The organism is Pseudomonas promysalinigenes (assembly GCF_014269025.2).
GTDB classification, from domain to species: domain Bacteria; phylum Pseudomonadota; class Gammaproteobacteria; order Pseudomonadales; family Pseudomonadaceae; genus Aquipseudomonas; species Aquipseudomonas promysalinigenes.
The window spans coordinates 4,953,941-4,976,770 of record NZ_CP077094.1 but is presented as its reverse complement, the minus strand read 5'-3'; the positions used below and the strand labels follow the sequence as shown (position 1 = coordinate 4,976,770).

The 22,830-nt window shown below is 61.1% G+C and carries 24 protein-coding genes; 17 read left to right on the top strand and 7 right to left on the bottom strand.

Annotation, left to right across the window (positions count from 1 at the left end):
- The first annotated feature begins 76 nt into the window (after positions 1-76).
- The 4 genes from purE (at position 77) to HU725_RS22520 (ending at position 2,599) form a co-directional block, all read left to right on the top strand.
- On the top strand, positions 77-568 hold the full coding sequence (purE, locus tag HU725_RS22535; protein WP_012312090.1) for a 5-(carboxyamino)imidazole ribonucleotide mutase: 492 nt from the start codon (positions 77-79) through the stop codon (positions 566-568).
- A 10-nt stretch (positions 569-578) separates the two neighbouring features.
- Complete coding sequence (locus HU725_RS22530) at positions 579-1,661, top strand: 5-(carboxyamino)imidazole ribonucleotide synthase (protein WP_186476150.1); 1,083 nt, start codon at positions 579-581, stop codon at positions 1,659-1,661.
- 109 nt (positions 1,662-1,770) lie between these two features.
- The gene (locus tag HU725_RS22525; protein WP_060477266.1) at positions 1,771-2,016 is read left to right on the top strand and encodes a GlsB/YeaQ/YmgE family stress response membrane protein; all 246 of its coding nucleotides are present in this window, start codon (positions 1,771-1,773) and stop codon (positions 2,014-2,016) included.
- Positions 2,017-2,065: 49 nt separating this feature from the next.
- Positions 2,066-2,599: a DUF3299 domain-containing protein gene (locus tag HU725_RS22520; protein WP_060477265.1), complete on the top strand. Its 534-nt coding sequence runs from the start codon at positions 2,066-2,068 to the stop codon at positions 2,597-2,599.
- Between the two features lie 105 nt (positions 2,600-2,704).
- Here the strand turns inward: HU725_RS22520 and HU725_RS22515 are convergent, their stop codons facing one another.
- Positions 2,705-3,601: a D-hexose-6-phosphate mutarotase gene (locus HU725_RS22515; protein ID WP_186476151.1), complete on the bottom strand. Its 897-nt coding sequence runs from the start codon at positions 3,599-3,601 to the stop codon at positions 2,705-2,707.
- Positions 3,602-3,672: 71 nt separating this feature from the next.
- Entirely contained in the window at positions 3,673-4,071 is a 399-nt protein-coding gene (locus HU725_RS22510; RefSeq protein WP_027917060.1) for an acyl-CoA thioesterase, read from the bottom strand.
- 358 nt (positions 4,072-4,429) lie between these two features.
- Here HU725_RS22510 and HU725_RS22505 point away from each other — a divergent pair, with 358 nt between their 5' ends.
- From HU725_RS22505 to HU725_RS22460, 10 genes are all read left to right on the top strand, one after another.
- Complete coding sequence (locus tag HU725_RS22505) at positions 4,430-5,719, top strand: MFS transporter (protein WP_060477263.1); 1,290 nt, start codon at positions 4,430-4,432, stop codon at positions 5,717-5,719.
- Positions 5,720-5,943: 224 nt separating this feature from the next.
- A complete protein-coding gene (locus tag HU725_RS22500) occupies positions 5,944-6,942 on the top strand; it encodes a phosphate ABC transporter substrate-binding protein PstS (protein ID WP_060477262.1) in 999 nt (332 codons plus the stop codon).
- Between the two features lie 138 nt (positions 6,943-7,080).
- Positions 7,081-9,369 carry an ABC transporter permease family protein gene (locus HU725_RS22495; protein WP_186476152.1) on the top strand — a complete coding sequence of 763 codons (2,289 nt, stop codon included), beginning with the start codon at positions 7,081-7,083 and terminating at the stop codon, positions 9,367-9,369.
- A 17-nt stretch (positions 9,370-9,386) separates the two neighbouring features.
- Positions 9,387-11,057 (top strand): phosphate ABC transporter permease PstA, encoded by a 1,671-nt coding sequence (gene pstA / locus HU725_RS22490; RefSeq protein WP_186476153.1) that lies wholly within the window; start codon positions 9,387-9,389, stop codon positions 11,055-11,057.
- Positions 11,058-11,130: 73 nt separating this feature from the next.
- Positions 11,131-11,964: a phosphate ABC transporter ATP-binding protein PstB gene (pstB, locus tag HU725_RS22485; RefSeq protein ID WP_060477259.1), complete on the top strand. Its 834-nt coding sequence runs from the start codon at positions 11,131-11,133 to the stop codon at positions 11,962-11,964.
- Positions 11,965-12,118: 154 nt separating this feature from the next.
- Positions 12,119-12,889, top strand: a complete 771-nt coding sequence (gene phoU / locus HU725_RS22480) for a phosphate signaling complex protein PhoU (protein ID WP_186476154.1) — start codon at positions 12,119-12,121, stop codon at positions 12,887-12,889.
- A gap of 164 nt (positions 12,890-13,053) precedes the next feature.
- A complete protein-coding gene (locus HU725_RS22475; protein WP_060477257.1) occupies positions 13,054-13,953 on the top strand; it encodes a response regulator in 900 nt (299 codons plus the stop codon).
- 114 nt (positions 13,954-14,067) lie between these two features.
- Positions 14,068-14,970 (top strand): M23 family metallopeptidase, encoded by a 903-nt coding sequence (locus tag HU725_RS22470; protein ID WP_186476155.1) that lies wholly within the window; start codon positions 14,068-14,070, stop codon positions 14,968-14,970.
- A gap of 41 nt (positions 14,971-15,011) precedes the next feature.
- Positions 15,012-15,314: a type II toxin-antitoxin system RelE/ParE family toxin gene (locus tag HU725_RS22465; protein ID WP_186476156.1), complete on the top strand. Its 303-nt coding sequence runs from the start codon at positions 15,012-15,014 to the stop codon at positions 15,312-15,314.
- On the top strand, positions 15,311-15,610 hold the full coding sequence (locus HU725_RS22460; RefSeq protein WP_060477254.1) for an addiction module antidote protein: 300 nt from the start codon (positions 15,311-15,313) through the stop codon (positions 15,608-15,610). Before HU725_RS22465 ends, HU725_RS22460 begins: the two co-directional genes overlap by 4 nt.
- A 39-nt stretch (positions 15,611-15,649) precedes the next feature.
- On the opposite strand, the gene HU725_RS22455 is transcribed toward HU725_RS22460, so the two are convergent.
- The 3 genes from HU725_RS22455 to phoB all read right to left on the bottom strand — a co-directional run bounded on the left by HU725_RS22455 (position 15,650) and on the right by phoB (position 19,163).
- The gene (locus tag HU725_RS22455) at positions 15,650-16,990 is read right to left on the bottom strand and encodes a hemolysin family protein (protein WP_060477253.1); all 1,341 of its coding nucleotides are present in this window, start codon (positions 16,988-16,990) and stop codon (positions 15,650-15,652) included.
- Between the two features lie 127 nt (positions 16,991-17,117).
- A complete protein-coding gene (gene phoR / locus HU725_RS22450) occupies positions 17,118-18,425 on the bottom strand; it encodes a phosphate regulon sensor histidine kinase PhoR (RefSeq protein WP_186476157.1) in 1,308 nt (435 codons plus the stop codon).
- Between the two features lie 48 nt (positions 18,426-18,473).
- Positions 18,474-19,163 (bottom strand): phosphate regulon transcriptional regulator PhoB, encoded by a 690-nt coding sequence (gene phoB / locus HU725_RS22445; RefSeq protein WP_003253341.1) that lies wholly within the window; start codon positions 19,161-19,163, stop codon positions 18,474-18,476.
- 175 nt (positions 19,164-19,338) lie between these two features.
- Here phoB and HU725_RS22440 point away from each other — a divergent pair, with 175 nt between their 5' ends.
- On the top strand, positions 19,339-19,707 hold the full coding sequence (locus tag HU725_RS22440) for a COG4315 family predicted lipoprotein (protein WP_186476158.1): 369 nt from the start codon (positions 19,339-19,341) through the stop codon (positions 19,705-19,707).
- A gap of 176 nt (positions 19,708-19,883) precedes the next feature.
- On the opposite strand, the gene ubiA is transcribed toward HU725_RS22440, so the two are convergent.
- A complete protein-coding gene (gene ubiA, locus HU725_RS22435) occupies positions 19,884-20,774 on the bottom strand; it encodes a 4-hydroxybenzoate octaprenyltransferase (protein ID WP_186476159.1) in 891 nt (296 codons plus the stop codon).
- Positions 20,774-21,331, bottom strand: coding sequence for a chorismate--pyruvate lyase family protein (locus tag HU725_RS22430; protein WP_060477249.1), 558 nt, complete (start codon positions 21,329-21,331; stop codon positions 20,774-20,776). Before HU725_RS22430 ends, ubiA begins: the two co-directional genes overlap by 1 nt.
- 111 nt (positions 21,332-21,442) lie before the next feature.
- On the opposite strand from HU725_RS22430, the gene HU725_RS22425 reads away from it, so the two are divergent.
- A complete protein-coding gene (locus HU725_RS22425) occupies positions 21,443-21,610 on the top strand; it encodes a rubredoxin (protein WP_060477248.1) in 168 nt (55 codons plus the stop codon).
- Positions 21,611-21,626: 16 nt separating this feature from the next.
- Positions 21,627-22,775 carry an NAD(P)/FAD-dependent oxidoreductase gene (locus HU725_RS22420; RefSeq protein ID WP_186476160.1) on the top strand — a complete coding sequence of 383 codons (1,149 nt, stop codon included), beginning with the start codon at positions 21,627-21,629 and terminating at the stop codon, positions 22,773-22,775.
- The last annotated feature ends 55 nt before the right edge of the window (positions 22,776-22,830 follow it).

Below are 22,830 nucleotides of genomic sequence, written 5' to 3'. Positions count from 1 at the left end.
GACGAGCCACGCCGGTCTACCTGCGTGGCTTGTTGCTTTTAGCGCGCCACAAGGCGCTTGCAGGAGAGGCTCGACGATGAGTGCACTGGTTGGCGTGATCATGGGCTCCAAGTCCGATTGGTCCACCCTTAGCCACACCGCCGATATGCTGGAAAAACTCGGCATTCCCTACGAAGTGAAGGTGGTTTCCGCCCACCGCACCCCGGACTTGCTGTTCCAGTACGCTGAAGAGGCCGAAGAACGTGGTATCGAGGTGATCATTGCCGGTGCTGGTGGCGCTGCCCACCTGCCGGGCATGTGTGCCGCCAAGACTCACCTGCCGGTGCTGGGCGTGCCCGTCCAGTCATCGATGCTGTCCGGTGTCGATTCGCTGCTGTCGATCGTGCAGATGCCTGCCGGCGTGCCGGTTGCTACCCTGGCCATCGGCCGCGCTGGCGCGGTGAATGCCGCACTGCTGTCGGCGAGCATCCTGGGGGCCAAGTACCCGCAGTATCACGCGGCGCTCAAGCAGTTCCGTACCGAGCAGACCGACACCGTGCTGGACAATCCAGACCCCCGCCAGGCTTGAGGTTCAACCCATGAAGATCGGTGTTATTGGTGGCGGCCAACTGGGCCGCATGCTGGCCCTGGCGGGAACCCCGCTGGGCATGGACTTCGCCTTCCTCGACCCAGCGCCGGATGCCTGTGCCGCTGCGCTGGGCAAGCACCTGCGTGCCGACTATGGCGACCAGGAGCACTTGCGCCAGCTGGCCGACCAGGTCGATTTAGTGACTTTCGAATTCGAAAGTGTTCCGGCCGAAACCGTGGCTTTTCTGTCGCAGTTCGTCCCGGTCTATCCAAGCGCCGAAGCCCTGCGCATTGCCCGCGATCGACTGTTCGAAAAGAGCATGTTCCGCGATCTGGGTATCCCGACTCCGGCGTTTGCCGACATTCTCTCGCAGGCTGACCTTGACGCAGCGGTAGCCAGCATCGGCCTGCCGGCAGTGCTCAAGACCCGCACCCTGGGCTATGACGGCAAGGGCCAGAAGGTTTTGCGCGCGCCTGAGGACGTAGTCGGCACCTTTGCCGAACTGGGTAGCGTGCCCTGCCTGCTTGAAGGTTTCGTGCCGTTCACTGGTGAAGTCTCGTTGGTGGCAGTGCGTGCTCGCGATGGCGAAACCCGTTTCTATCCGCTGGTGCACAACACCCACGAAAGCGGCATCCTGCGCCTGTCGGTGGCCAGCGAAGGGCACCCGCTGCAGAGCCTGGCTGAAGACTACGTTGGCCGTGTGCTCAAGCAACTGGATTACGTCGGGGTAATGGCGTTCGAGTTCTTCGAAGTCGACGGTGGCCTCAAGGCCAACGAAATCGCCCCGCGGGTGCACAACTCCGGCCATTGGACCATCGAAGGGGCCGAGTGCAGCCAGTTCGAGAACCATCTGCGTGCCGTCGCCGGCCTGCCGCTGGGCTCGACCGCTAAAGTGGGCCAGAGCGCCATGCTCAACTTCATTGGCGAAGTCCCGGCGGTGGAGCAGGTCGTAGCCATCGACGACTGCCACCTGCACCACTACGGCAAGGCCTTCAAGGCCGGTCGCAAAGTAGGCCATGCCACCCTGCGCAGCAACGACATGGCCACCCTCAAGGCCAGAATCGCCGAAGTAGAGGCGTTGATCAGCAACTGATCGACGTGCCCGATCGAACTTCTGCAAGCGGCTTGCCCTCTGAAATGGCAACAAGCCAAAGTGCTGTCTAGGCTTTGGCTTGTTCCATCTTCACTTCAGAGGGACTGTCATGGGCATCATCGGAACCATCTTCATCGGCCTTATCGTCGGCCTGCTGGCCCGCTTCCTGAAGCCGGGTGACGACAGCATGGGCTGGATCATGACGATTCTGCTGGGTATCGCAGGCTCGCTGCTCGCCACTTATGGCGGCCAGGCACTGGGCATCTACCAGGCAGGCCAGGCTGCTGGATTCATCGGTGCACTGATTGGTGCGATCATCCTTCTGGTGATCTACGGGTTCATCAAGAAACGCTGATTACTGGTTAGAATGCTCGGCAATTCATTCTGAGTTGTCGAGCATTTTCATGCGTGCCCTTTTTCTTGTTCCCCTGCTTCTGGCCAGCACCCTGGCCCATGCCGAGCTGCCCGAAACCGACTGGCTGGAACTGATGCCCAAATCGGACCAAAAGGCGCTCGAAGCCATGCCCGAAATCGACCACAACTCACCGGAAGCCAATGGCACCTTCACCGCCAAGGGCGGGCTCAAGCAGAGCAAGGGCCTGCCAGCGGTGATGTACTCCACCAAGACCGTGGCCGCCATGAATGGCAAGGAAATCCGCCTGGGCGGTTACCCCGTTCCGCTGGAAAGCGATGCCAGGGGCAACAGCACGCTGTTCTTCCTGGTGCCATACCCGGGTGCCTGCATTCACGTACCACCACCGCCGCCTAACCAGTTGGTATTGGTGCGGTATCCGAAAGGGCTGAAAATCGCGGATATCTACACACCGCTGTGGGTCAGCGGCAAGCTGAAAGTGGAGAAGGTCAGCAATGACCTGGCCGATGCGGCTTATGCGCTGGATGCAGCGAAGGTCAGGGTAGTGGAGGATGCTGACCTCTGAGCGGCTGAACTGGCCTCGTCGTGGCTAAAGCTGCTCTGGCAAGTTTGCGCAGCCCCAGTAGGAGCGGGTTCACCCGCGAACAGGCCAGCCCTGCAAAGGCATCATTCAGATCTCGTCACTAGCGATCTTCACCTGCAGTGAATGACTGGCGCCGGGCTTGAGCTCAACCACATCATCCCAGACATTGGCCGTCTCGATGCACAACATTCGCTGCCAGCCATCATCGGCCATGTCTGGCAAATCCTTGGCCCGCTCGGTCCAGGGGTTCCAGATCACCGCCGAGCGTGACCCGCTGCAGGTCAAGGTAATCCGCCGCGCCCAGTGCGGGTCGACGATGCTGAGCGCCTGTGGCGTGTCCAGATAGATACGGTCGGTTTCCCCGGCGAACTGCAACGCCCCTTGTTGTTGGCGCTGCTCCCAGTCGGCCAGGGTTTCGATGTAGTGCAGCCCATCTACGCCTTCAACCCGGGCCTGGCGCACGTCGCTGACGGCGAAGTAGCTATGCAGGGCCTGGCTGATGGTCACCGGGCTGTCGCCCAGGTTGCGGCTGGTCAGAGACACGCTCAGCGTGTCGCCCAGTTCGATCAGCAGTTTCAGCTGAACGTCATGGGGCCAGCCCGGCAACTGGCCACGGGCTTGTGGCAGCTCGAATTCGATCTGCAAGCTCGCCCCCTGTTCCTCGACACCGAGCAGCTGCCAATCGCGGGTGCGTGCCAGGCCATGGGCGGGCGCTTGCTGGCCGCCGTACATGGCCTGCACCGGCTCAGGGTTGCGCTGCAAGTTGCCAAACCAGGGCCAACACACTGGTACACCCGCCCGCACCGATTTGCCTTGGGCGAAGATGGCCTGGTCGCTCAGCCACAACAGCGGCGGCGCACCAATACGCTGGTAGCTGAGGATCTGGGCGCCCTGCTGGGCGATCAGTAGGTCGGCACGCTCGTTGCTGATGCGCCAGCAGTTGAGTTCGCCGTGTTGCTCGGATTCGACCTTGAAGGTAGCCATTGCGCTCTTCTCATTGATTGCCTGTGGGCCTTGGACCCGGTGACGTGCAATGAGTTTACCGCCCGCAAGGCTTAGCGACGAGGCACCGAGCGGGTGCGGCCGCTGCCATCGATGGCGACGAACACAAAGGTCGCTTCGGTGACTTTGCGCCATTCGCTGGACAACGGGTCATCGCTCCACACTTCGACCATCATGCGGATCGAGCTACGGCCGATTTCCAGTGTCTGGGTGTAGAACGACAACTGCGCGCCGACTGCCACCGGCACCAGAAACGCCATGCGGTCGATGGAAACCGTGGCTACCCGGCCACCGGCGACGCGGCTGGCCATGGCGGTGCCGGCCAGGTCCATCTGCGCGACCAGCCAGCCGCCAAAGATGTCGCCGAAGCCATTGGTTTCGCGCGGCAGCGCGGTGATCTGCAAGGCCAGATCGCCCTGCGGGATAGGATCTTCTTGTTCGAGTTCAATCATGCGATGGGGCCTCTGACCCGTGACGCTTTCGTTGGTGTAGCGCAATGCCGGGAAAACGATTCAGCTGACAACATACTACGCCGAATCTGTTTAGATGGGCGGCTATAGGGAAACTCTGCGAAACCGTCTGACACTCCGACCGGCGTTTTCGCACAACTTCCCACGCTTGACGCAAACTTTTCCTACGAGCGGGCAGTATATATAGCCTGTTGCCGAGCGACGACTGGGTAGTCATGAATATCTGTATGGATTTTGTATCGCTTTCAGCCAGGCTCGGCAATTTGCTATCTTCGCTCCTCGCCTAATCCAGAAGCCGCGTGCCAAGCGGCCTGCATGCCCTACAAGAGAACAACGAGCGATGACCTCCGTGCCGAGCAGTATCGAGCAGCCCTCGCGGCCGCTGACCCGCAGTGACTACAAAACCCTCTCACTGTCGGCCTTGGGTGGCGCGCTGGAGTTCTACGACTTCATCATTTTCGTGTTTTTCGCCACCGTGGTCGGCAAGTTGTTCTTCCCAGCGGACATGCCCGAATGGCTACGGCTGATGCAAACCTTCGGCATCTTTGCCGCGGGCTATCTGGCGCGTCCGCTGGGCGGCATTGTCATGGCCCACTTCGGTGATTTGCTAGGGCGCAAGAAGATGTTCACCTTGAGCATTTTCATGATGGCCCTGCCTACCCTGATCATGGGCCTGCTGCCGACGTATGCGCAGGTTGGCCTGTTGGCACCGATCCTGTTACTGCTGATGCGCGTGATTCAAGGCGCGGCCATTGGCGGCGAGGTGCCCGGTGCCTGGGTATTCGTCTCCGAGCACGTGCCGGCGCGTAACACCGGCTATGCCTGTGGCACGCTGACTGCTGGGTTGACCGCAGGTATTCTGCTGGGCTCGCTGGTGGCGACGCTCATCAACACCCTCTACAGCGCCGAACAGGTGGTTGATTACGCCTGGCGTATACCGTTCGTGCTGGGCGGTGTGTTCGGGTTGTTCTCGGTGTACCTGCGCCGCTGGCTGCATGAAACCCCGGTGTTCGCCGAAATGCAGCAGCGCAAGGCCCTGGCAGAAGAGTTGCCGCTGCGCGCGGTGCTGCGCGATCACCGTGGCCCAATCATCCTGTCGATGCTGCTGACCTGGGTGCTGTCCGCCGGCATCGTGGTGGTGATCCTGATGACCCCGGCATTGCTGCAGAGCCTCTACCACGTCAGCCCCACCGACTCGCTCAAGGCCAACAGCCTGGCGATCGTCCTGCTCAGCATTGGCTGCATCGGCGCTGGCAGCCTGGCCGACCGCTTCGGTGCTGGCCGGGTATTCGTGATCGGCAGCCTGCTGCTGCTGGCCAGTTCCTGGACCTTCTACCATAGCCTGCCGACCCGGCCGGATCTGCTGTTCCCGCTGTATGCCATCACCGGCTTGTGCGTGGGCGTGATCGGCGCTGTGCCCTATGTGATGGTCAAGGCGTTCCCGCCTGTGGTGCGGTTCAGTGGGTTGTCGTTTTCATACAACGTTGCTTACGCCATCTTCGGTGGGCTTACGCCCATGGTGGTGACTGCGCTGCTCAAAGTGAGCCCGATGGCGCCTGCTTACTATGTGGCAGGCCTGTGTGCCGTCGGGCTACTGGTGGGCTTGTACCTGCTCGCCAATAAGCGCTGATCTGCACCCAGGTTTCCGGCCTCTTCACGGTTGAAGCCGCCCCCCGAGTCTTGCAGCCACTGTAAGGCCCGGCAGGGGCGGCTTTAACCGTAAAGAGGCCGAATCTGTTTTCGATGATGGCCTTTCATCCATTTGTCACAATTAAGTCATATCGTATTCATGCGGCCTGCAGATACTGGGCCCCGTTCCATCCAACACCCCAATATTCCTGCTAGGAGCAAGGCATGAAACTGAAGCGTTTGATGGCGGCCCTCACCTTTGCCGCCGCTGGCGTTGCAACTGCCAACGCGGTAGCCGCTGTCGACCCTGCGATCCCGACCTACACCAAAACCACGGGTGTGTCGGGCAACCTCTCCAGCGTCGGTTCCGACACCCTGGCGAACCTCATGACCTTGTGGGCCGAGGCCTACAAGAAGGAATATCCGAACGTAAACATCCAGATTCAGGCTGCCGGTTCCTCGACCGCGCCACCGGCGCTGACTGAAGGCACCGCCAACCTCGGCCCGATGAGCCGTAAGATGAAGGACGTCGAGCTGCAGGCCTTCGAGCAGAAGTACGGCTACAAACCGACCGCGATCCCGGTCGCCGTCGACGCACTGGCGGTGTTCGTGCACAAAGACAACCCGATCAAAGGCCTGACCATGGCTCAGGTCGATGCCATTTTCTCCTCCACCCGCCTGTGCGGCGCCAAGGCCGACGTCAAGACCTGGGCCGACCTGGGCGTGACGGGTGATCTGGCTAACAAGCCGGTGCAGCTGTTCGGCCGCAACTCGGTGTCGGGCACCTATGGCTACTTCAAGGAAGAGGCCCTGTGCAAAGGCGACTTCAAGCCTAGCGTCAACGAGCAACCAGGTTCCGCTTCGGTGGTGCAGTCGATCAGCTCCTCGCTCAATGGCATCGGCTACTCGGGCATCGGCTACAAGACCGCCAGCGTCAAGACCGTGCCGCTGGCCAAGAAAGAAGGCGGCGAGTTCGTCGAAGACAACGAAACCAATGCCCTGAACGGTAAGTACCCGTTGTCGCGCTTCCTGTATGTCTACGTCAACAAGGCGCCGAACAAGCCGCTGGCTCCGTTGGAAGCTGAGTTCGTCAAGCTGGTGCTGTCGCAGGCCGGCCAGCAGGTGGTGGTCAAGGATGGCTACATCCCACTGCCGGCCAAAGTGGTCGACAAGACCTTGGCCGACCTGGGCCTGTCCCACACGGACAATGTTGCCAAGAAGTAAGTAATTGGGGTTGAGGCCGGCGCTGCTACCGGCCTCTTCCACGACTTCCCAGTCCGTTGCCAGGGTTCCTGAGCGGCGGGCTTTTTTGCGTCAACTCACTGTCATGTTTTTGTCATACAGGACCGCTAGGGTGTGCGCATGAACGATCTGGCCAATTCCACAATGACCCCGAACTCCCCGCCCGTGCGGATTGACTTCAATACGCCCGAGTTGCAACGCAAGCGCCGCATGCGCGCCCTCAAAGATCGCCTGACCCGTTGGTATGTCCTGGTAGGCGGGCTTGCTGTGTTGGCAGCCATTACGCTGATCTTTTTTTACTTGGCCTATGTAGTACTGCCGCTATTTCAGGGCGCCGAGCTGACAAGCAAAAAGGCCCTGACGCCGGCCTGGCTGCAGCAGGGTGCTGGCAAGCCGCTGATGGTTGCCCTCGAAGAGCAGAACCTTGTGGGCATGCGCGTTTCGGACAAGGGGCAGGTCATCTTCTTCGACACCAAGAGCGGCAATGAGCTCAGTAGTGTCGACCTTCCGCTCCCCCCAGGCGCCCAGGTCACCTCGATCAGCGCCGACCAGCCGGGCAGCCCGCTGGTGGTGCTCGGTTTGTCCAATGGCCAGGCACTGGTATTCCACCACGCTTATAAAGTCACCTACCCGAACAACAAAAAGACCATCAGCCCCGCTATCGACTATCCGTATGGCCAGCAACCGTTGGTGCTCGATGACCAGGGCCGCGCGCTGGAACACGTGAGCGTCAACGTCAACGGCGATACGCTGATGCTAGCCGGCTCTACCGGTGCGCACCTGCAAGTGGTCGAGCTGTCGCGCAGTGAAAACATGCTGACCGGTGAAACCACCACCGAGCAAAACCGCATTGAACTGCCGCAGATGACCGAAGCGGTGAAGAACATCTTCATCGATCCGCGCCAACAATGGCTGTACGTGATCAACGGCCGCGCCACTGCCGATGTCTTCAGCCTGCGGGACAAGAGCCTCAACGGCCGCTACAAGCTGTCCGAGAGCGGCGATACCGAAATCACCGCCGCTACCCAACTGGTTGGGGGGGTATCGCTGATCATAGGGGACTCCAAGGGCGGCCTGGCTCAGTGGTTCATGGCCCGCGACCCGGATGGTGAGCAGCGCTTCAAGCAGATTCGTACCTTCCAGCTGGGTAAGGCAGCGATCGCTCAGATCGATGCCGAAGAGCGCCGCAAGGGTTTCATCGCTCTGGATGCCGACGGCAAGCTTGGCGTGTTCCACAGTACCGCGCACCGCACCTTGCTGGTCGAGCCGGTGGCCGAGGGTGCTGGCGTCCTGGCCCTTTCACCACGCGCCAACCGCATTGTCATCGAAGAAGGCGGCAAACTACTGCCGTTGAGCCTGCGCAACCCGCACCCGGAAATCTCCTTCAGCGCCTTGTGGGGCAAAGTCTGGTATGAAAACTACGACGCACCCCAGTACGTCTGGCAGTCGACGGCGTCCAACACCGACTTCGAGCCCAAGCTGAGCCTCTCGCCTCTGACCTTCGGTACGCTCAAGGCAGCATTCTACGCGATGATCCTGGCGGCCCCGCTGGCCATTGCCGCTGCCATTTATACCGCCTACTTCATGGCCCCTGGCATGCGCCGCAAGGTCAAGCCGGTGATCGAACTGATGGAAGCGATGCCAACGGTGATCCTGGGCTTCTTCGCCGGGCTGTTCCTGGCCCCTTACCTGGAAGGCCACTTGCCCGGCGTCTTCAGCCTGTTCCTGATCATGCCGCTGGGCATTCTGCTGACGGGCTTCGCCTGGAGCCGGCTGCCGGAGTCGATCCGCCTGCGTATCCCTGACGGCTGGGAAGCGGCGATCCTGATCCCGGTGATCCTGGCCATCGGCTGGTTCGCCCTGGCGGTCAGCCCATTGCTCGAAAGCTGGTTCTTCGGTGGTGACATGCGCCTGTGGATCACCAACACCCTGGGTATCCGCTATGACCAGCGCAACGCCCTGGTGGTCGGCATCGCCATGGGGTTCGCGGTCATCCCCAACATCTACTCGATCGCCGAAGACGCCGTGTTCAGCGTGCCACGCAGCCTCACCCTGGGCTCTCTGGCCCTGGGCGCGACGCCATGGCAGACCCTGACCCGCGTGGTGATACTCACCGCCAGCCCAGGCATTTTCTCGGCATTGATGATCGGCATGGGCCGGGCAGTGGGCGAGACCATGATCGTGCTGATGGCCACCGGCAACACTCCGGTGATGGAGCTGAACCTGTTCGAGGGCATGCGCACCCTGGCCGCCAACGTGGCTGTGGAAATGCCCGAGTCGGAGGTGGGCGGTAGCCACTACCGTGTGCTGTTCCTCGCCGCCCTCGTGCTGCTGATGTTCACCTTCGTCATGAACACCTTGGCCGAGCTGATTCGCCAGCGTCTGCGCAAGAAATACTCGTCGCTTTGATAGAAAGGTAGCGATCCGTGAAAAAGGATTCCCTCAAAGGCTGGTTCAAAAGCGGCGCCCCAGGCGTCTGGATCAGCGGTGGCGCAGTGGCCATGGCGGTGATCATGACCGTCGGCCTGCTGGCAGTGATCGCCGTGCGCGGCCTCGGCCACTTCTGGCCGGCCGACCTGATTCAGGCCACCTACAAGGTGCCCGGCCAGGCTGACCTGGTGGTTATCGGCGAGGTGGTGCAAAAGGAAGAAGTGCCACGCGCACGCCTCAAAGGCGCCGGGTTGCCGGTGCCGGATGACGGCCCCGAGTTCATGACCCGAGAGCTGATCAAGGTCGGTAACCGCGACCTCAACGGCAGCGACTTCACCTGGGTGGTGGGCGAGTGGTTGTCGGACCAGCAGCACCCAGCCGACCTGATCGCCCTTGAGCGCCGCGAGTGGGGCAACTTCTACGGCTACCTAGTGAGCGTCAAGCAAGACGGCCGCGTGGTGGCCCAAGGCCCGGGGGCGTGGAACGAGCTGCAGGCTCGTCTCAAACGCGCTAACCAGCTCAATAGCGAGCTGCAAACCCTCGAGAAGAAAGACATCGGTGCCATCAACCATGGCTTGGAGCGCCTGCGTCTGCAGGGGCGCAAGCTGGAACTGGACGGCAAGCTGGACGCCGCCGCTCAGGCCGACATGGACGCCGAGCGCGCCGAGCTCAATAGCCGCTACAAGGCCATCGAAGAGCGCCTGCTCAGCCTGCACCAGGCGTTTGCCCGCGATAGCCTGGTGGCCCGTGACGGCAGTGGCCGAGAAGTCGAGATCAATCTGAGCAAGGTAGTGCACGCCATCCAGCCCAACGGCATGTCGGTGTTGAGCAAGCTGGGTACTTACTTCGCTAAGGTGTGGGAGTTCCTCAGCGACGACCCGCGTGAAGCCAACACCGAAGGCGGGATCTTCCCGGCCATCTTCGGTACGGTGATGATGACCCTGATCATGGCCGTGATCGTCACGCCTTTCGGCGTACTGGCTGCTGTCTACCTGCGCGAGTACGCCCGGCAAGGCCCGGTGACCCGCTTGATCCGCATCGCCGTGAACAACCTGGCCGGTGTGCCGGCGATTGTCTACGGCGTGTTTGGCCTGGGCTTTTTCGTCTATGTGCTGGGTGGCTCTATCGACCGGCTGTTCTTCCCTGAAGCGCTGCCGGCACCAACCCTGGGTACTCCAGGCCTGCTCTGGGCTTCGCTGACCTTGGCATTGCTGGCCGTGCCAGTGGTGATCGTGGCCACCGAAGAGGGCCTGGCGCGGATTCCGCGTACCGTACGCGAAGGGTCCCTGGCCTTGGGTGCGACCAAGGCCGAAACCCTGTGGAAGATCGTTTTGCCGATGGCGAGCCCTGCCATGATGACCGGCATGATCCTCGCCGTGGCCCGCGCCGCCGGCGAGGTGGCGCCGCTGATGCTGGTGGGGGTGGTCAAGCTGGCACCTTCGCTGCCTCTGGACGGTAACTACCCGTACCTGCACCTGGACCAGAAGATCATGCACCTTGGCTTCCACATCTATGACGTCGGCTTCCAGAGCCCGAATGTGGAAGCGGCACGCCCACTGGTCTACGCCACTGCTTTGCTGCTGGTGCTGGTGATCGCCACGCTGAACCTGTCTGCCGTGTGGATCCGTAACCACCTGCGCGAGAAATACAAGGCGCTCGATAGCTAAGCCTGATGTGCAAGCGTGCCGCCTGCCAGCCAGGCGGCCCTGTGAAACGAATTGATAGCGTATGGAGTTGACCATGCAGCAAGAATCCCATACCCACGGCATCGATATGTCTGCCCTGGGCCGCGACAAGCAGAGCCTGCGCCTGGCCGAAGAAACCGTGGCCATCGAAGTCCCCGGCCTGAGCCTGTTCTATGGCGACAAACAAGCCCTGTTCGATGTGCAGATGAACATCCCCAAGCAGCGCGTGACCGCCTTCATCGGCCCGTCCGGCTGCGGCAAATCTACCTTGCTGCGTACCTTCAACCGCATGAACGACCTGGTCGACGGTTGCCGCGTGGAAGGCGCGATCAATTTGTACGGCAACAACATCTATCGCAAGGGCGAAGACGTGGCTGAGTTGCGTCGCAGAGTCGGCATGGTGTTCCAGAAGCCCAACCCATTCCCCAAGACCATCTACGAGAACGTGGTCTACGGCCTGCGCATCCAGGGCATCAACAAAAAGCGTGTGCTCGATGAAGCCGTGGAGTGGGCATTGAAGGGTGCTGCACTGTGGGACGAGGTCAAGGACCGCCTGCATGAGTCTGCCCTGGGTTTGTCCGGTGGCCAGCAGCAGCGCCTGGTGATTGCTCGTACCATCGCCGTGGAGCCAGAAGTGCTGCTGCTCGACGAACCCTGCTCGGCCCTGGACCCGATCTCGACGCTCAAAGTCGAAGAGCTGATCTACGAGCTCAAAGCCAAATACACCATCGTCATCGTGACCCACAACATGCAGCAGGCGGCCCGGGTTTCGGACTACACAGCGTTCATGTACATGGGCAAGCTGATCGAATTCGGAGACACCGACACGTTGTTCACCAACCCTGCGAAAAAGCAGACCGAGGACTACATTACCGGTCGTTACGGCTGATTCAGTCCAGATGACTACGTGGCATCTGTTGGAGCGGATTCACTTGCCAAGCAGGCGGCCTGACACCGGCTTTGCCGGCGATCGCAGGTGAGCTGCTCCTACGGGGCCCGATACGAACCACTTGAAGCTTGCAGCTGCTTCGCGGAGCGAAACGATGATCAACAAAGAAAGCCTGACGCACCATATTTCCCAGCAGTTCAACGCCGAACTGGAAGAGGTGCGCAGCCACCTGCTGGCCATGGGTGGCCTGGTCGAAAAGCAGGTGAACGATGCCGTTACCGCGCTGATCGAGGCGGACTCGGGCCTGGCCCAGCAGGTGCGAGAAGTCGATGAACAGATCAACCAGATGGAGCGCAACATCGATGAAGAGTGCCTGCGCATCCTTGCCCGTCGCCAGCCTGCGGCCTCCGACCTGCGGCTGATCATCAGCATCTCTAAGTCGGTGATCGACCTCGAGCGCATTGGTGACGAGTCGACCAAGATCGCCCGCCGCGCTATCCAACTGTGTGAGGAAGGCGAGTCGCCCCGTGGCTACGTTGAGGTGCGACACATTGGCGATCAGGTACGCAACATGGTGCGCGATGCCTTGGATGCCTTCGCTCGCTTCGACGCCGACCTTGCGCTGGCGGTGGCTCAGTACGACAAGACCATCGACCGTGAGTACAAGACCGCGCTGCGTGAGTTGGTCACCTACATGATGGAAGACCCTCGTTCTATCTCCCGTGTGCTGAGTGTGATCTGGGTGCTGCGCTCGCTGGAGCGGATCGGCGACCATGCGCGCAACATCTCCGAGCTGGTGATCTACCTGGTACGCGGCACCGACGTGCGCCATATGGGCCTTAAGCGCATGAAGGCAGAGGTCGAAGGTAACGCAGGTGAAGCGGGTGAAAACGCTAATGTTCTGGGCAAAGTTGACGATAACTAAAGTTGCTCGTGAGCATCGACGCCCGGCCTGTGCCGGGCGTTTTCGTTGATGGCAGAGCAAAACGGCAGGCACCCGCGAACGATGCGAAGAAGTCCCGGCGTGACCAAGAGTTGGCAAGTGGCCACCATTGCGCGGTAGGCTAGTCGGGTTCAAGAGGAGTATCGATGAGTAAAGTCAATGTGCTGGTCGTGGACGACGCACCGTTCATTCGTGACCTGGTCAGAAAGTGCCTGCGCAATGCCTTCCCTGGCATGGTCATCGAAGATGCGGTCAATGGTCGCAAGGCCATGGCCATGCTCGGCAAGGAGTCGTTCGACCTGGTGCTGTGCGATTGGGAGATGCCAGAAATGTCCGGCCTGGAGCTGCTGACCTGGTGCCGTCAACAGCCGCAGATGAAGGATTTGCAGTTCATCATGGTTACCAGCCGTGGTGACAAGGAGAACGTGATTCAGGCCATTCAGGCAGGTGTTTCCGACTTCGTCGGCAAGCCGTTCACCAACGAGCAGTTGCTGACCAAGGTGAAAAAAGCCCTGACCAAGATCGGCAAGTTGGAAAGCTTGATTGCTGGTGGGCCGGCACGGGTGAATTCTGCATTCGCCAACGATTCGCTCAATGCGTTGACCAGCGGCAAGCCGGAAGCCGCCAGGATGGCGGCGCCCGCAGCGGCGCCGGCAAAGCCATTGCTCAACCCGCCCAAGCCTCAGACCGCAGCAGCCGCGGCTCAAACCGGGCGTGGGCAGGGCCAACTGCGTCTGTCCAGTGGCACTCAGCCTTGCGTGATCAAAGCATTGAGCCTCAAGGAGGCGTTGTTGGTGGTGCGCCGTAGTGCAGCGCTGCCACAGGTGCTCGAGGGTGCGGTACTTGACCTGGAACAGGGTGAAAACGCCGAAGTGGCTCGCTTGAACGGCTATCTGCACGCCATCGCGGCCTTGGAGCCCAAGCCTGAGAGTGACTGGCTGCAGTTGACCTTCAAGTTCGTCGACCAGGATGCGCAGAAGCTCGACTACCTCTCGCGGCTGATCGCCCGCGGCACCCAGCAGAAGCATTTCACCCCCGGCGCCTGACCTGCTGTTGGAGCGGCAACGCCGCTCCAAAGGGGCGTTCCGACCAGTTGCACGGCTGCCGTGCAATGGCGCTGCTAGTCTTCGACAGATAGTCACTATCAAAAAGCCACTATCATGCCAGCCGCCGCCCGCTTGCTGTTGTTGTGTGCCTTGCTGTCGGCCTCGGCGTCGAGCTTGGGTGTGACGGTCTACAAGAGCGTCGATGATGCCGGTGTGGTGTCATATTCCGAGCGCTACAGCCCTGGCGCCAAAACCTTCGAACTTGGCGAGCCGATCCTCGACCAGATCGAGGGCAAGCTGCGCCTGCAGGCCGAAACCTTCCCCGGCGGGGTGCGTTTCATGGTGCGCAACGAGTCGTACGTGCCCATGCAGGTGGAGCTGTACATCGACAAACTGAACAACGCCTTCGGCGGCAACCAGCCGCGCCATGTCCGCATGGTGGTAGGGCCACGTTCGAGCAAGGTGCTCAGTTCTGTGCTGGCAGCGCCTGGCGGCCAACTGCAGTATGCCACCCGCTTTCAGTACGCCATGGGCGACCCGGCCCCGCGTTCACTGGCCTACCGCTACCCGTTCCCCTGGAGGGGTGGGCCTTTTCGCCTGACACAGGGGCCTAACGGCCGCTTTAGCCACTTCGGGCCGAAAAGCCGCTACGCCATGGACATTGCCATGCCCGAAGGCACGCCAATCATTGCCGCGCGCGGCGGCATGGTGGTGAAGGTGGAGAATGGCCAGAGTGGCCGGGGGACCAATCCAGGGGGCAATTTTGTGCGCATCTTGCACCCTGACGGCACCATGGGCGTCTACCTGCACCTGATGCAAGGGTCGGTGAAAGTGCATGAAGGGCAGCAGGTCGTGGTCGGGCAGGCCCTGGCCAAGTCTGGCAATACCGGCAATAGCACCGGCCCCCACCTGCATTTCGTGGTGCAACGCAATGTGGGGCTGGCGTTGGAGTCGATACCGTTTCAATTCGACCGTCCGCTTGGCGGGTTGCCGGACTTCACGGCCGGGAACCCGTGAGTACTCTTGCTAGAGTGTGATTTATAAGCTACAAATTGCCCATGAAGAGTATCAAGCAGACAGCCACCTACAGGAATTGGGAGCGCAAGCTACGGGACAAGCAGGCTAGAGCAATTATTGCTGCACGCGTTTTTCGTCTGGCGCATGGTTTGCTTGGTGATGTCCAGCCAGTGGGTCAAGGTATCAGCGAACTGCGTATCCATCATGGACCCGGTTACCGTATCTATTATCAGCAACGCGGTAATCAGTTGGTACTGTTGTTATGTGGTGGGGACAAGAGCAGCCAGTCGCGAGATATCGAGACAGCGAAATCACTGGCCAGCCAGTGGAGTGATGATGAATGAAAGAACAGTTTTATGATTACGACCCAGCCGAAGCGCTGACCGATGCAGAGTCCATTGCCATATTCATGGAGGATGCGTTTGAGACGGGTGACGCGGCGTACATTGCGCAGGCCCTCGGTGTAGTGGCCCGCGCTAAGGGTATGACCACTATTGCCACTGAGGCGGGTGTTTCCCGGGAGCATCTGTATCGGTCGTTCTCGGAGAAAGGTAACCCTACGCTCAAGACGATGTTGGCTGTGATGCGGGCGGTTGGTCTGGACCTGACCTCCCGCAGACACAGCAAACCGGCGCAGTGATACGAATAAACCAGCGGGGCCATCGAGCGGCCCCGCAAGTCAATCCAGCTTAAGCACCTTGGCCAGGACAATCTTGGGCCCTTTCATCTTCTTGATGATGATGCGCAGGCCTTCGACCTCCAGCACTTCCTCTTCCTCAGGCACGCGCTTGAGGGTCTCGTAGACCAGGCCGGCGAGGGTTTCCGCCTCGATGTGGTCAAGGTCGACACCGAGCAGGCGCTCGACCTTGAACAGTGGCGTATCGCCGCGCACCAGCAACTTGCCTGGCTGATAGGCGAGGATGCCGCGTTCGGTCTTGCGGTGTTCGTCCTGAATGTCGCCCACCAGCACTTCCAGCACGTCTTCCATGGTCAGGTAGCCGATCACCTTGCCGTCGGCTTCCTCCACCAGCACGAAGTGCGCGCCGCCCTTGCGGAACTGCTCCAGCAACTGCGACAGCGGCATATGCCGTGATACGCGCTCAAGCGGGCGGGCCAGGTCTTCAAGGTCGATGGTTTCGGGCAGGTGTTCGAGCTCGGCAAGCTCCAGCAGCAGGTCCTTGATATGCAGCAGGCCCGTGAACTCCTCACGCGCGGCGTCGTACACCGGGTAGCGGCTGAACTTGTGCCGGCGCACCAGGGCGAGGATCTCTTTGAGCGGCGCATGGGCGTCGATGATGACCATGTCCTCACGGGAATTGGCCCAGTCCACCACTTCCAGTTCGCCCATTTCCACGGCTGAGGCGAGCACCCGCATGCCTTGGTCGCTTGGGTCCTGGCCACGGCTGGAATGCAGGATCAGCTTGAGCTCTTCACGACTGTAGTGGTGCTCGTGGTGCGGGCCGGGCTCACCTTGGCCTGCGATGCGCAGGATGGTATTGGCGCTGGCGTTGAGCAGGTAGATGGCTGGGTACATGGCCCAGTAGAACAGGTACAGCGGCACCGCCGTCCACAGCGACAGCAGTTCGGGCTTGCGGATGGCCCACGACTTGGGCGCCAGCTCGCCGACCACGATGTGCAGGTACGAAATAACGAAGAACGCGACGAAGAACGACACCGCCTTGACCACTTCGGCGCTGTCCACGCCCAGGTAGGCTAGCAATGGCTCGAGCAGGTGGGCGAAAGCGGGTTCACCGACCCAGCCCAGGCCCAGCGAGGCCAGGGTGATGCCTAGCTGGCAGGCCGAGAGGTAGGCGTCGAGCTGGTTGTGGACTTTGCGCAGAATGCTGCCGCGCCAGCCATGCAGTTCAGCGATGGACTCCACGCGGGTAGCGCGCAGTTTGACCATGGCGAACTCGGCAGCAACGAAGAAGCCGTTGAGCAGTACCAGCAGGAAGGCAAAGAAAATCATGCCGAAATCGGCGAATAACGAGGCGAGGCTGAAACCAGGGGAAGGGTCCATGATGGAGTTTTTACGGGGTCCGTCTTAGCAATGGGGAGAAAAAAAGTGCCAGCTCTTGCTGGCACAGGGGGTTCAATGTAGCCGCTGGGGCTCTAAAAGCAAAGGGCTGCCAGATCGGCTCAACGCTTCAACTTTCGCGGCTGGCCAACTGAGCCGTAGAAAAATGGCAGGTGAATGTGCTGCCATGGCCCGGAACGCTGCTGATTTCCAGTTTGCCTCGATGGCGCATCAGCACGTGTTTGACGATCGCCAGCCCAAGCCCGGTCCCGCCGGTATTGGATGCGCGGCTGGAGTCGACCCGGTAGAAGCGTTCAGTCAGGCGCGGCAGGTGCTTGGCGTCGATACCCACCCCAGAGTCCTGCACCGAAAGGTGCGCGCCCTGATCGTCGCCCCACCAGCGAATGCGAATGCTGCCTTCGTCCTGGGTGTACTTGACCGCGTTGAACACCAAGTTGGAGAAGGCGCTGCGCAGCTCTGACTCGCTACCTTTCAAGCGCAAGCCTGGTGCCGCCTCAAGGGTGATTTTCTGCTTGCGTGGGCCAGACAGCGCCTGGGCATCGTGCTTGATCGCGGTGAGCAGTGCGTCGACCGCCACCGGCTGGTTGTCCGACGGGTAGTCGGTGGCTTCCAACTTTGCCAGCAACAGAAGGTCGTTGAGCAGCGTCTGCATGCGTGAGCCTTGCTGGGACATCTGCTGTAATGCCCTGGCCCAGCGCGGATTCACATCTTCGACGTTATCCAGCAGGGTTTCCAGGTAACCGGTAATCACCGTCAGCGGTGTGCGCAGTTCGTGGGATACGTTGGCGACGAAATCCTTGCGCATTTGTTCGAGCTGGTGAATACGGGTAACGTCGCGCACCAGCATCAGATGCTCATTGTTGCCGTAACGGGTGATATGTAGCTGCACGCGCATGCGGTCATTGATCGGGGAGGGGATTTCCAGCGGTTCGGCGTAATTCTCTGCCTCGAAGTATTCCTTGAAACGCGGGTGCCGTACCAGGTTGGTCACCGGCTGGCCACCGTCCTGGGGGGTCTTGAAGCCGAGCAGCGTCTCTGCTGCGCGGTTCCACCACTCCAGGTTGCCATCGCTGTCGAGCATGATCACCGCGTCGCGCAGGGCGGCAGTGGACTCCTGCACCCGGTCGATCACCGCCTGCAAGCGCCCGCGCACCCGCTGGTCGCGGCGTTGCAGGTGGTAGATGCTGTCGAACACCTCGCCCCAAAGCCCGTAACCATCCGGCGGTGCCTCGTCGGGTTGGTGATTGCGTAGCCAGTCGTGCAGGCGCAACAGCTGCTTGAGGGTCCAACCCAGGTAGAGTGCCAGGCCAATGGCCAGGCTCCAGCCGTAATAGCCGCTGACCAGGCCACCGATCAGGCAGACGCTGATCAGCAGCAGCAGGTGGCGAATCAGGGTGGCGTGCCAGTTCTGGTTCAATTGACGGTCCTTGTACAGCGGCTTGCGGCTTGGTGCTGGTAGGCTCGATCAGCTTTTGGTCGAGAAGCGGTAGCCAGTGCCCCGGACGGTTTGTACCAGATTTTCGTAAGCCTCACCCAACGCCTTGCGCAGGCGACGGATATGTACGTCGACGGTGCGCTCCTCGACATACACGTTACCGCCCCACACTTGATCCAGCAGCTGGCCACGGGTGTAGGCACGCTCCTGGTGAGTCATGAAGAACTGCAGCAAGCGATATTCGGTCGGGCCCATCTCGGCCGGCTTGCCGTCGATGGTCACGCGGTGGCTGATCGGGTCGAGCAGCAGGCCACCGACTTCGATCGGCGCTTCACTGTCGCTTGGGCCGGTGCGCCGCAGCACGGCCTTGAGCCGAGCAACCAGCTCCCGTGGGGAGAATGGTTTGGTGATGTAGTCGTCGGCACCCACTTCCAGGCCCTGGATCTTGTTGTCTTCCTCGCCCTTGGCAGTGAGCATGATGATCGGGATGTCACCGGTGAGCTCGTCGCGCTTGAGGCGGCGTGCCAGTTCGATGCCAGACGTGCCGGGCAGCATCCAGTCGAGCAGGATCAGGTCAGGCTTGCGGTCGACGATAATCGCGTGGGCCTGCTGGGAGTTTTCCGCCTCAAGGCAGTCATAGCCGGCCATTTCCAATGCAACGGCGATCATCTCGCGAATAGGCGCTTCGTCGTCGACGATCAGAATGTTTCTGCCAACCATGCTTAAAACCTCTCCCAGGATTCGTGTCTTGGCCCGCATTAGATAACGGAATTATTGCAGCTGTGTGACAGGGCGTTGGCCGTTCTGGCGACATTGCATGACTGCGCTAGGCTTCACAGGGCCGCCAAGGCGGTAAACAGGCTGCACTCTACCCCCCGAATTCACGGTGATTCCAATGACACGACATACGCTGAGCTGGATGGCCCTTTTCGCTGCAATCGCATTGCCGGGGGTGGCGTCTGCCCAACCTGCCATGGAGAAAGACGGCATGTTGGTCGACCACCAAGGCATGACCTTGTACACCTTCGCCAAAGATGCCGACGGCAAGTCGATGTGCAATGGCGACTGCGCGATGAACTGGCCTCCCCTGATGGCCGGGATGGACGAGAAGGCCGAAGGCAAATGGACGCAGATCAAGCGTGACGACGGCAAGATGCAATGGGCCTACGACGGCAAACCGCTCTATACCTTCGTAAAGGACAAGAAAGCCGGAGACATGACCGGTGATGGCATGAAGGACGTCTGGCACGTTGCCAAGCCCTGAGAGCACCGCTTAACCCCGCCTCAGCCCTGAGAGACGGCTTTAGCCGCGAAGTACGCAATACGGTGCACCGCATCGGCTGCGCCGGTGTGGGCGGCTAGAGCTGCTCTGGGAAGCATGCGCAAGCTTTCAGATGACCTCAGCCCTTTAGCAGCGGCTTTGGCCGCGAATCTGGGTAGCTAGCGTAGTGCGTAATCCAGCACCACCCCGATGAACACCAGCAACCCCGCCCAATGATTGTGCAGAAACGCCTTGAAGCATGACTCCCGGTCCCGCTTGCGCGTCGATCGGTACTCCCATGCAAAGCACGCCGCTGCGCCGAGCAAGCCCAGGTGGAACCAACCACCGAGCTCGAAGCGGCTGCCGGCCAGCAGCAAGCAGCCCAGTGATAAAAGCTGCAAGGTCAGGATGATCGTGCGATCCGCGTCGCCGAACAGGATTGCGGTCGACTTCACCCCGATCTTCAGGTCGTCGTCGCGGTCGACCATGGCATAGTAAGTGTCGTAGCCCACGGTCCACAGCAAGTTGGCGATGTACAACAGCCAGGCACTGGCCGGCAACTCGCCTCCGGCTGCGGTGAAGGCCATGGGGATGCCCCACGAGTAGGCCGCACCCAGCACTACCTGGGGGTAGTAGGTGTAGCGCTTCATGAACGGGTAACTAAAGGCAAGGGCCACGGCGCCGAAGGACAGCCACACGGTGCGGCTATTGGTGCACAGCACCAGCAGAAAACTCACACCCACCAGAATCGCGAACAGAGCCAATGCCTCGCGCGGCTTGACCCGGCCACTGGCAAGCGGGCGATCGGCGGTGCGCTTCACATGGCCATCGACCTTGCGGTCGGCGAAATCGTTGATGCAGCAACCGGCAGCGCGCATCAGCACCACGCCCAGGCCGAATATCAGCACGTTGCTCAGGGTGGGCGAGCCTTGCCCGGCGATCCATACCGCAGTCAGGGTCGGCCACAACAGCAGGTAGATACCGATCGGCCGGTCCATGCGGCTAAGCTGGACGAAGTCCCAGGCCCTTGGATGCAGGCGGTTGAGTGATTTGAGCAAGTGCAGGTACATCAGCGGTTTTCCTCCTTGGCCGCTTGCCACAGGGCAGGCAGAAACACTTCGGCCACCAGCAGCTCCAGGCCGTCCCGTGCGAAGCGTGAGCGGCGACCCCATAACCCCTCTTGCCTGACATCGGCTGGCAGCCAGGTATGTGGGTAGCGGCACACCTCGATGGGATGGCGGATGAACGCCTGATCGCAGAAGAGTATCTCGCCCAGTGAACGGCTACCCAGCGTTTCCAGGTCCAGGCCACCGCTTTCCAGGGCGCTGCGGCTGGCCACGCTGCGGGCGAACACCCACGGCTGGCCATGCCCGCGCAGAAACACCTCGCGCACCCACCCTTCGGCGCCTGGGGCGATGTTCAGGGCCAGGCATTCGTCTTCGCGCAGCGGTTGCCAGCCTTCGAACAGGGGGGTGACACTGAAGTGGTCCAGGGAAAGCCGGATCAGACGGCGAGTCAAGGAGCCTTCGTCGAACAGCCAGTCCAGGGTTGGCCGGTCGATGTCAGTGGCCAGCTGTGAATACGCCAGCCACGCGACAGCGGCTGCTTGCGGGGATTCGTACGACACGTCGGTATGCTTGATGACAGCCAGAGAGGCGGCGAGCTTAGCATGATTGCTCTGACTGCTTGCATAATGCCGGCCTACAACAAAACCTTCGCGACACCGAGGAAAAACCTGATGAAAAAGTGGCAATGTATCGTCTGTGGCCTGATCTATGACGAAGCCGAGGGTTGGCCGGACGACGGCATCCCGGCGGGCACCCGCTGGGAGGACGTGCCGGCAGACTGGTTGTGCCCTGACTGCGGTGTGGGCAAAAGCGATTTCGAAATGATCTCCATCGGCTGAGAAAGGAAACTGCGCCATGACGTCCCCCGTGGTAATCATCGGTACCGGACTGGCCGGCTACAACCTGGCCCGTGAATTTCGCAAGCTCGATGGCGACACGCCGTTGCTGCTGATTACCGCCGACGATGGTCGCTCCTATTCCAAACCCATGCTTTCCACAGGCTTCGCCAAGCAAAAGGACGCCGATGGCCTGTGCATGGCCGAGCCTGGGGCCATGGCCGAGCAACTGAAAGCCGAAGTCCGCACTCACACCCGTATCAGCGGGATCGATCCGGGTCATAAGCGCGTTTGGGTTGGTGAAGAGGCCATCGTCTATCGCGATCTGGTGTTGGCCTGGGGAGCCCAGACCGTGCAGGTGCCGATTGCAGGCGAGGCTGGCGATCGCGTGTTCCCGATCAATGACCTGGAGGATTACGCACGCTTTCGTGCCGCCGCCAAGGGCAGGCAGCGTGTGCTGATCCTCGGTGCGGGCCTGATTGGCTGCGAATTTGCCAACGACATGCGCTTGGGTGGCTTCGAGGTGGACGTGGTAGCACCTTGCGAGCAAATCATGCCGACCTTGCTGCATCCGGCTGCTGCTTCGGCCGTGCAGGCCGGTTTGCAGGGCTTGGGCGTGCGCTTTCACCTGGGGCCGGTGCTCAACCGTCTGGAGCAGGCTGGCGACAACTTGCAGGCGCATTTGTCCGACGGGCAGGTGATCCCTTGCGACTTGGTGGTTTCGGCCATTGGCCTACGCTCACGCATCGACCTTGCCGCAGCAGCGGGCCTTCAGACCAACCGTGGCGTGGTGGTGGACCGCGAGCTGCGCACCTCGCACAGCAATATCTTCGCCCTCGGCGACTGCGCTGAAGTGGACGGCATCAACTTGCTGTACGTCATGCCATTGATGGCCTGCGCCCGCGCTTTGGCCCAAACCCTTGCCGGTAACCCGACGGCGGTCGCCTATGGGCCTATGCCAATAACCGTGAAGACTCCAGCTTGCCCCTTGGTGGTGTCGCCACCGCCTGCGGGGCGTGATGGGAATTGGCTGGTCGAAGGGCAGGGCAGCGACCTGAAAGTGCTCTGCCGCGCCCCTGACGGCGAATTGCTCGGCTACGCCCTGACCGGCAGCGCAGTCATGGAAAAACTTGCGCTGAATCGGTTGCTGCCTCCCGTGATGGCGTGAATGACGGGCGTTCTGTCGGATTTATCCTGTTGATCCCAGCACAATGGCCGCCCCG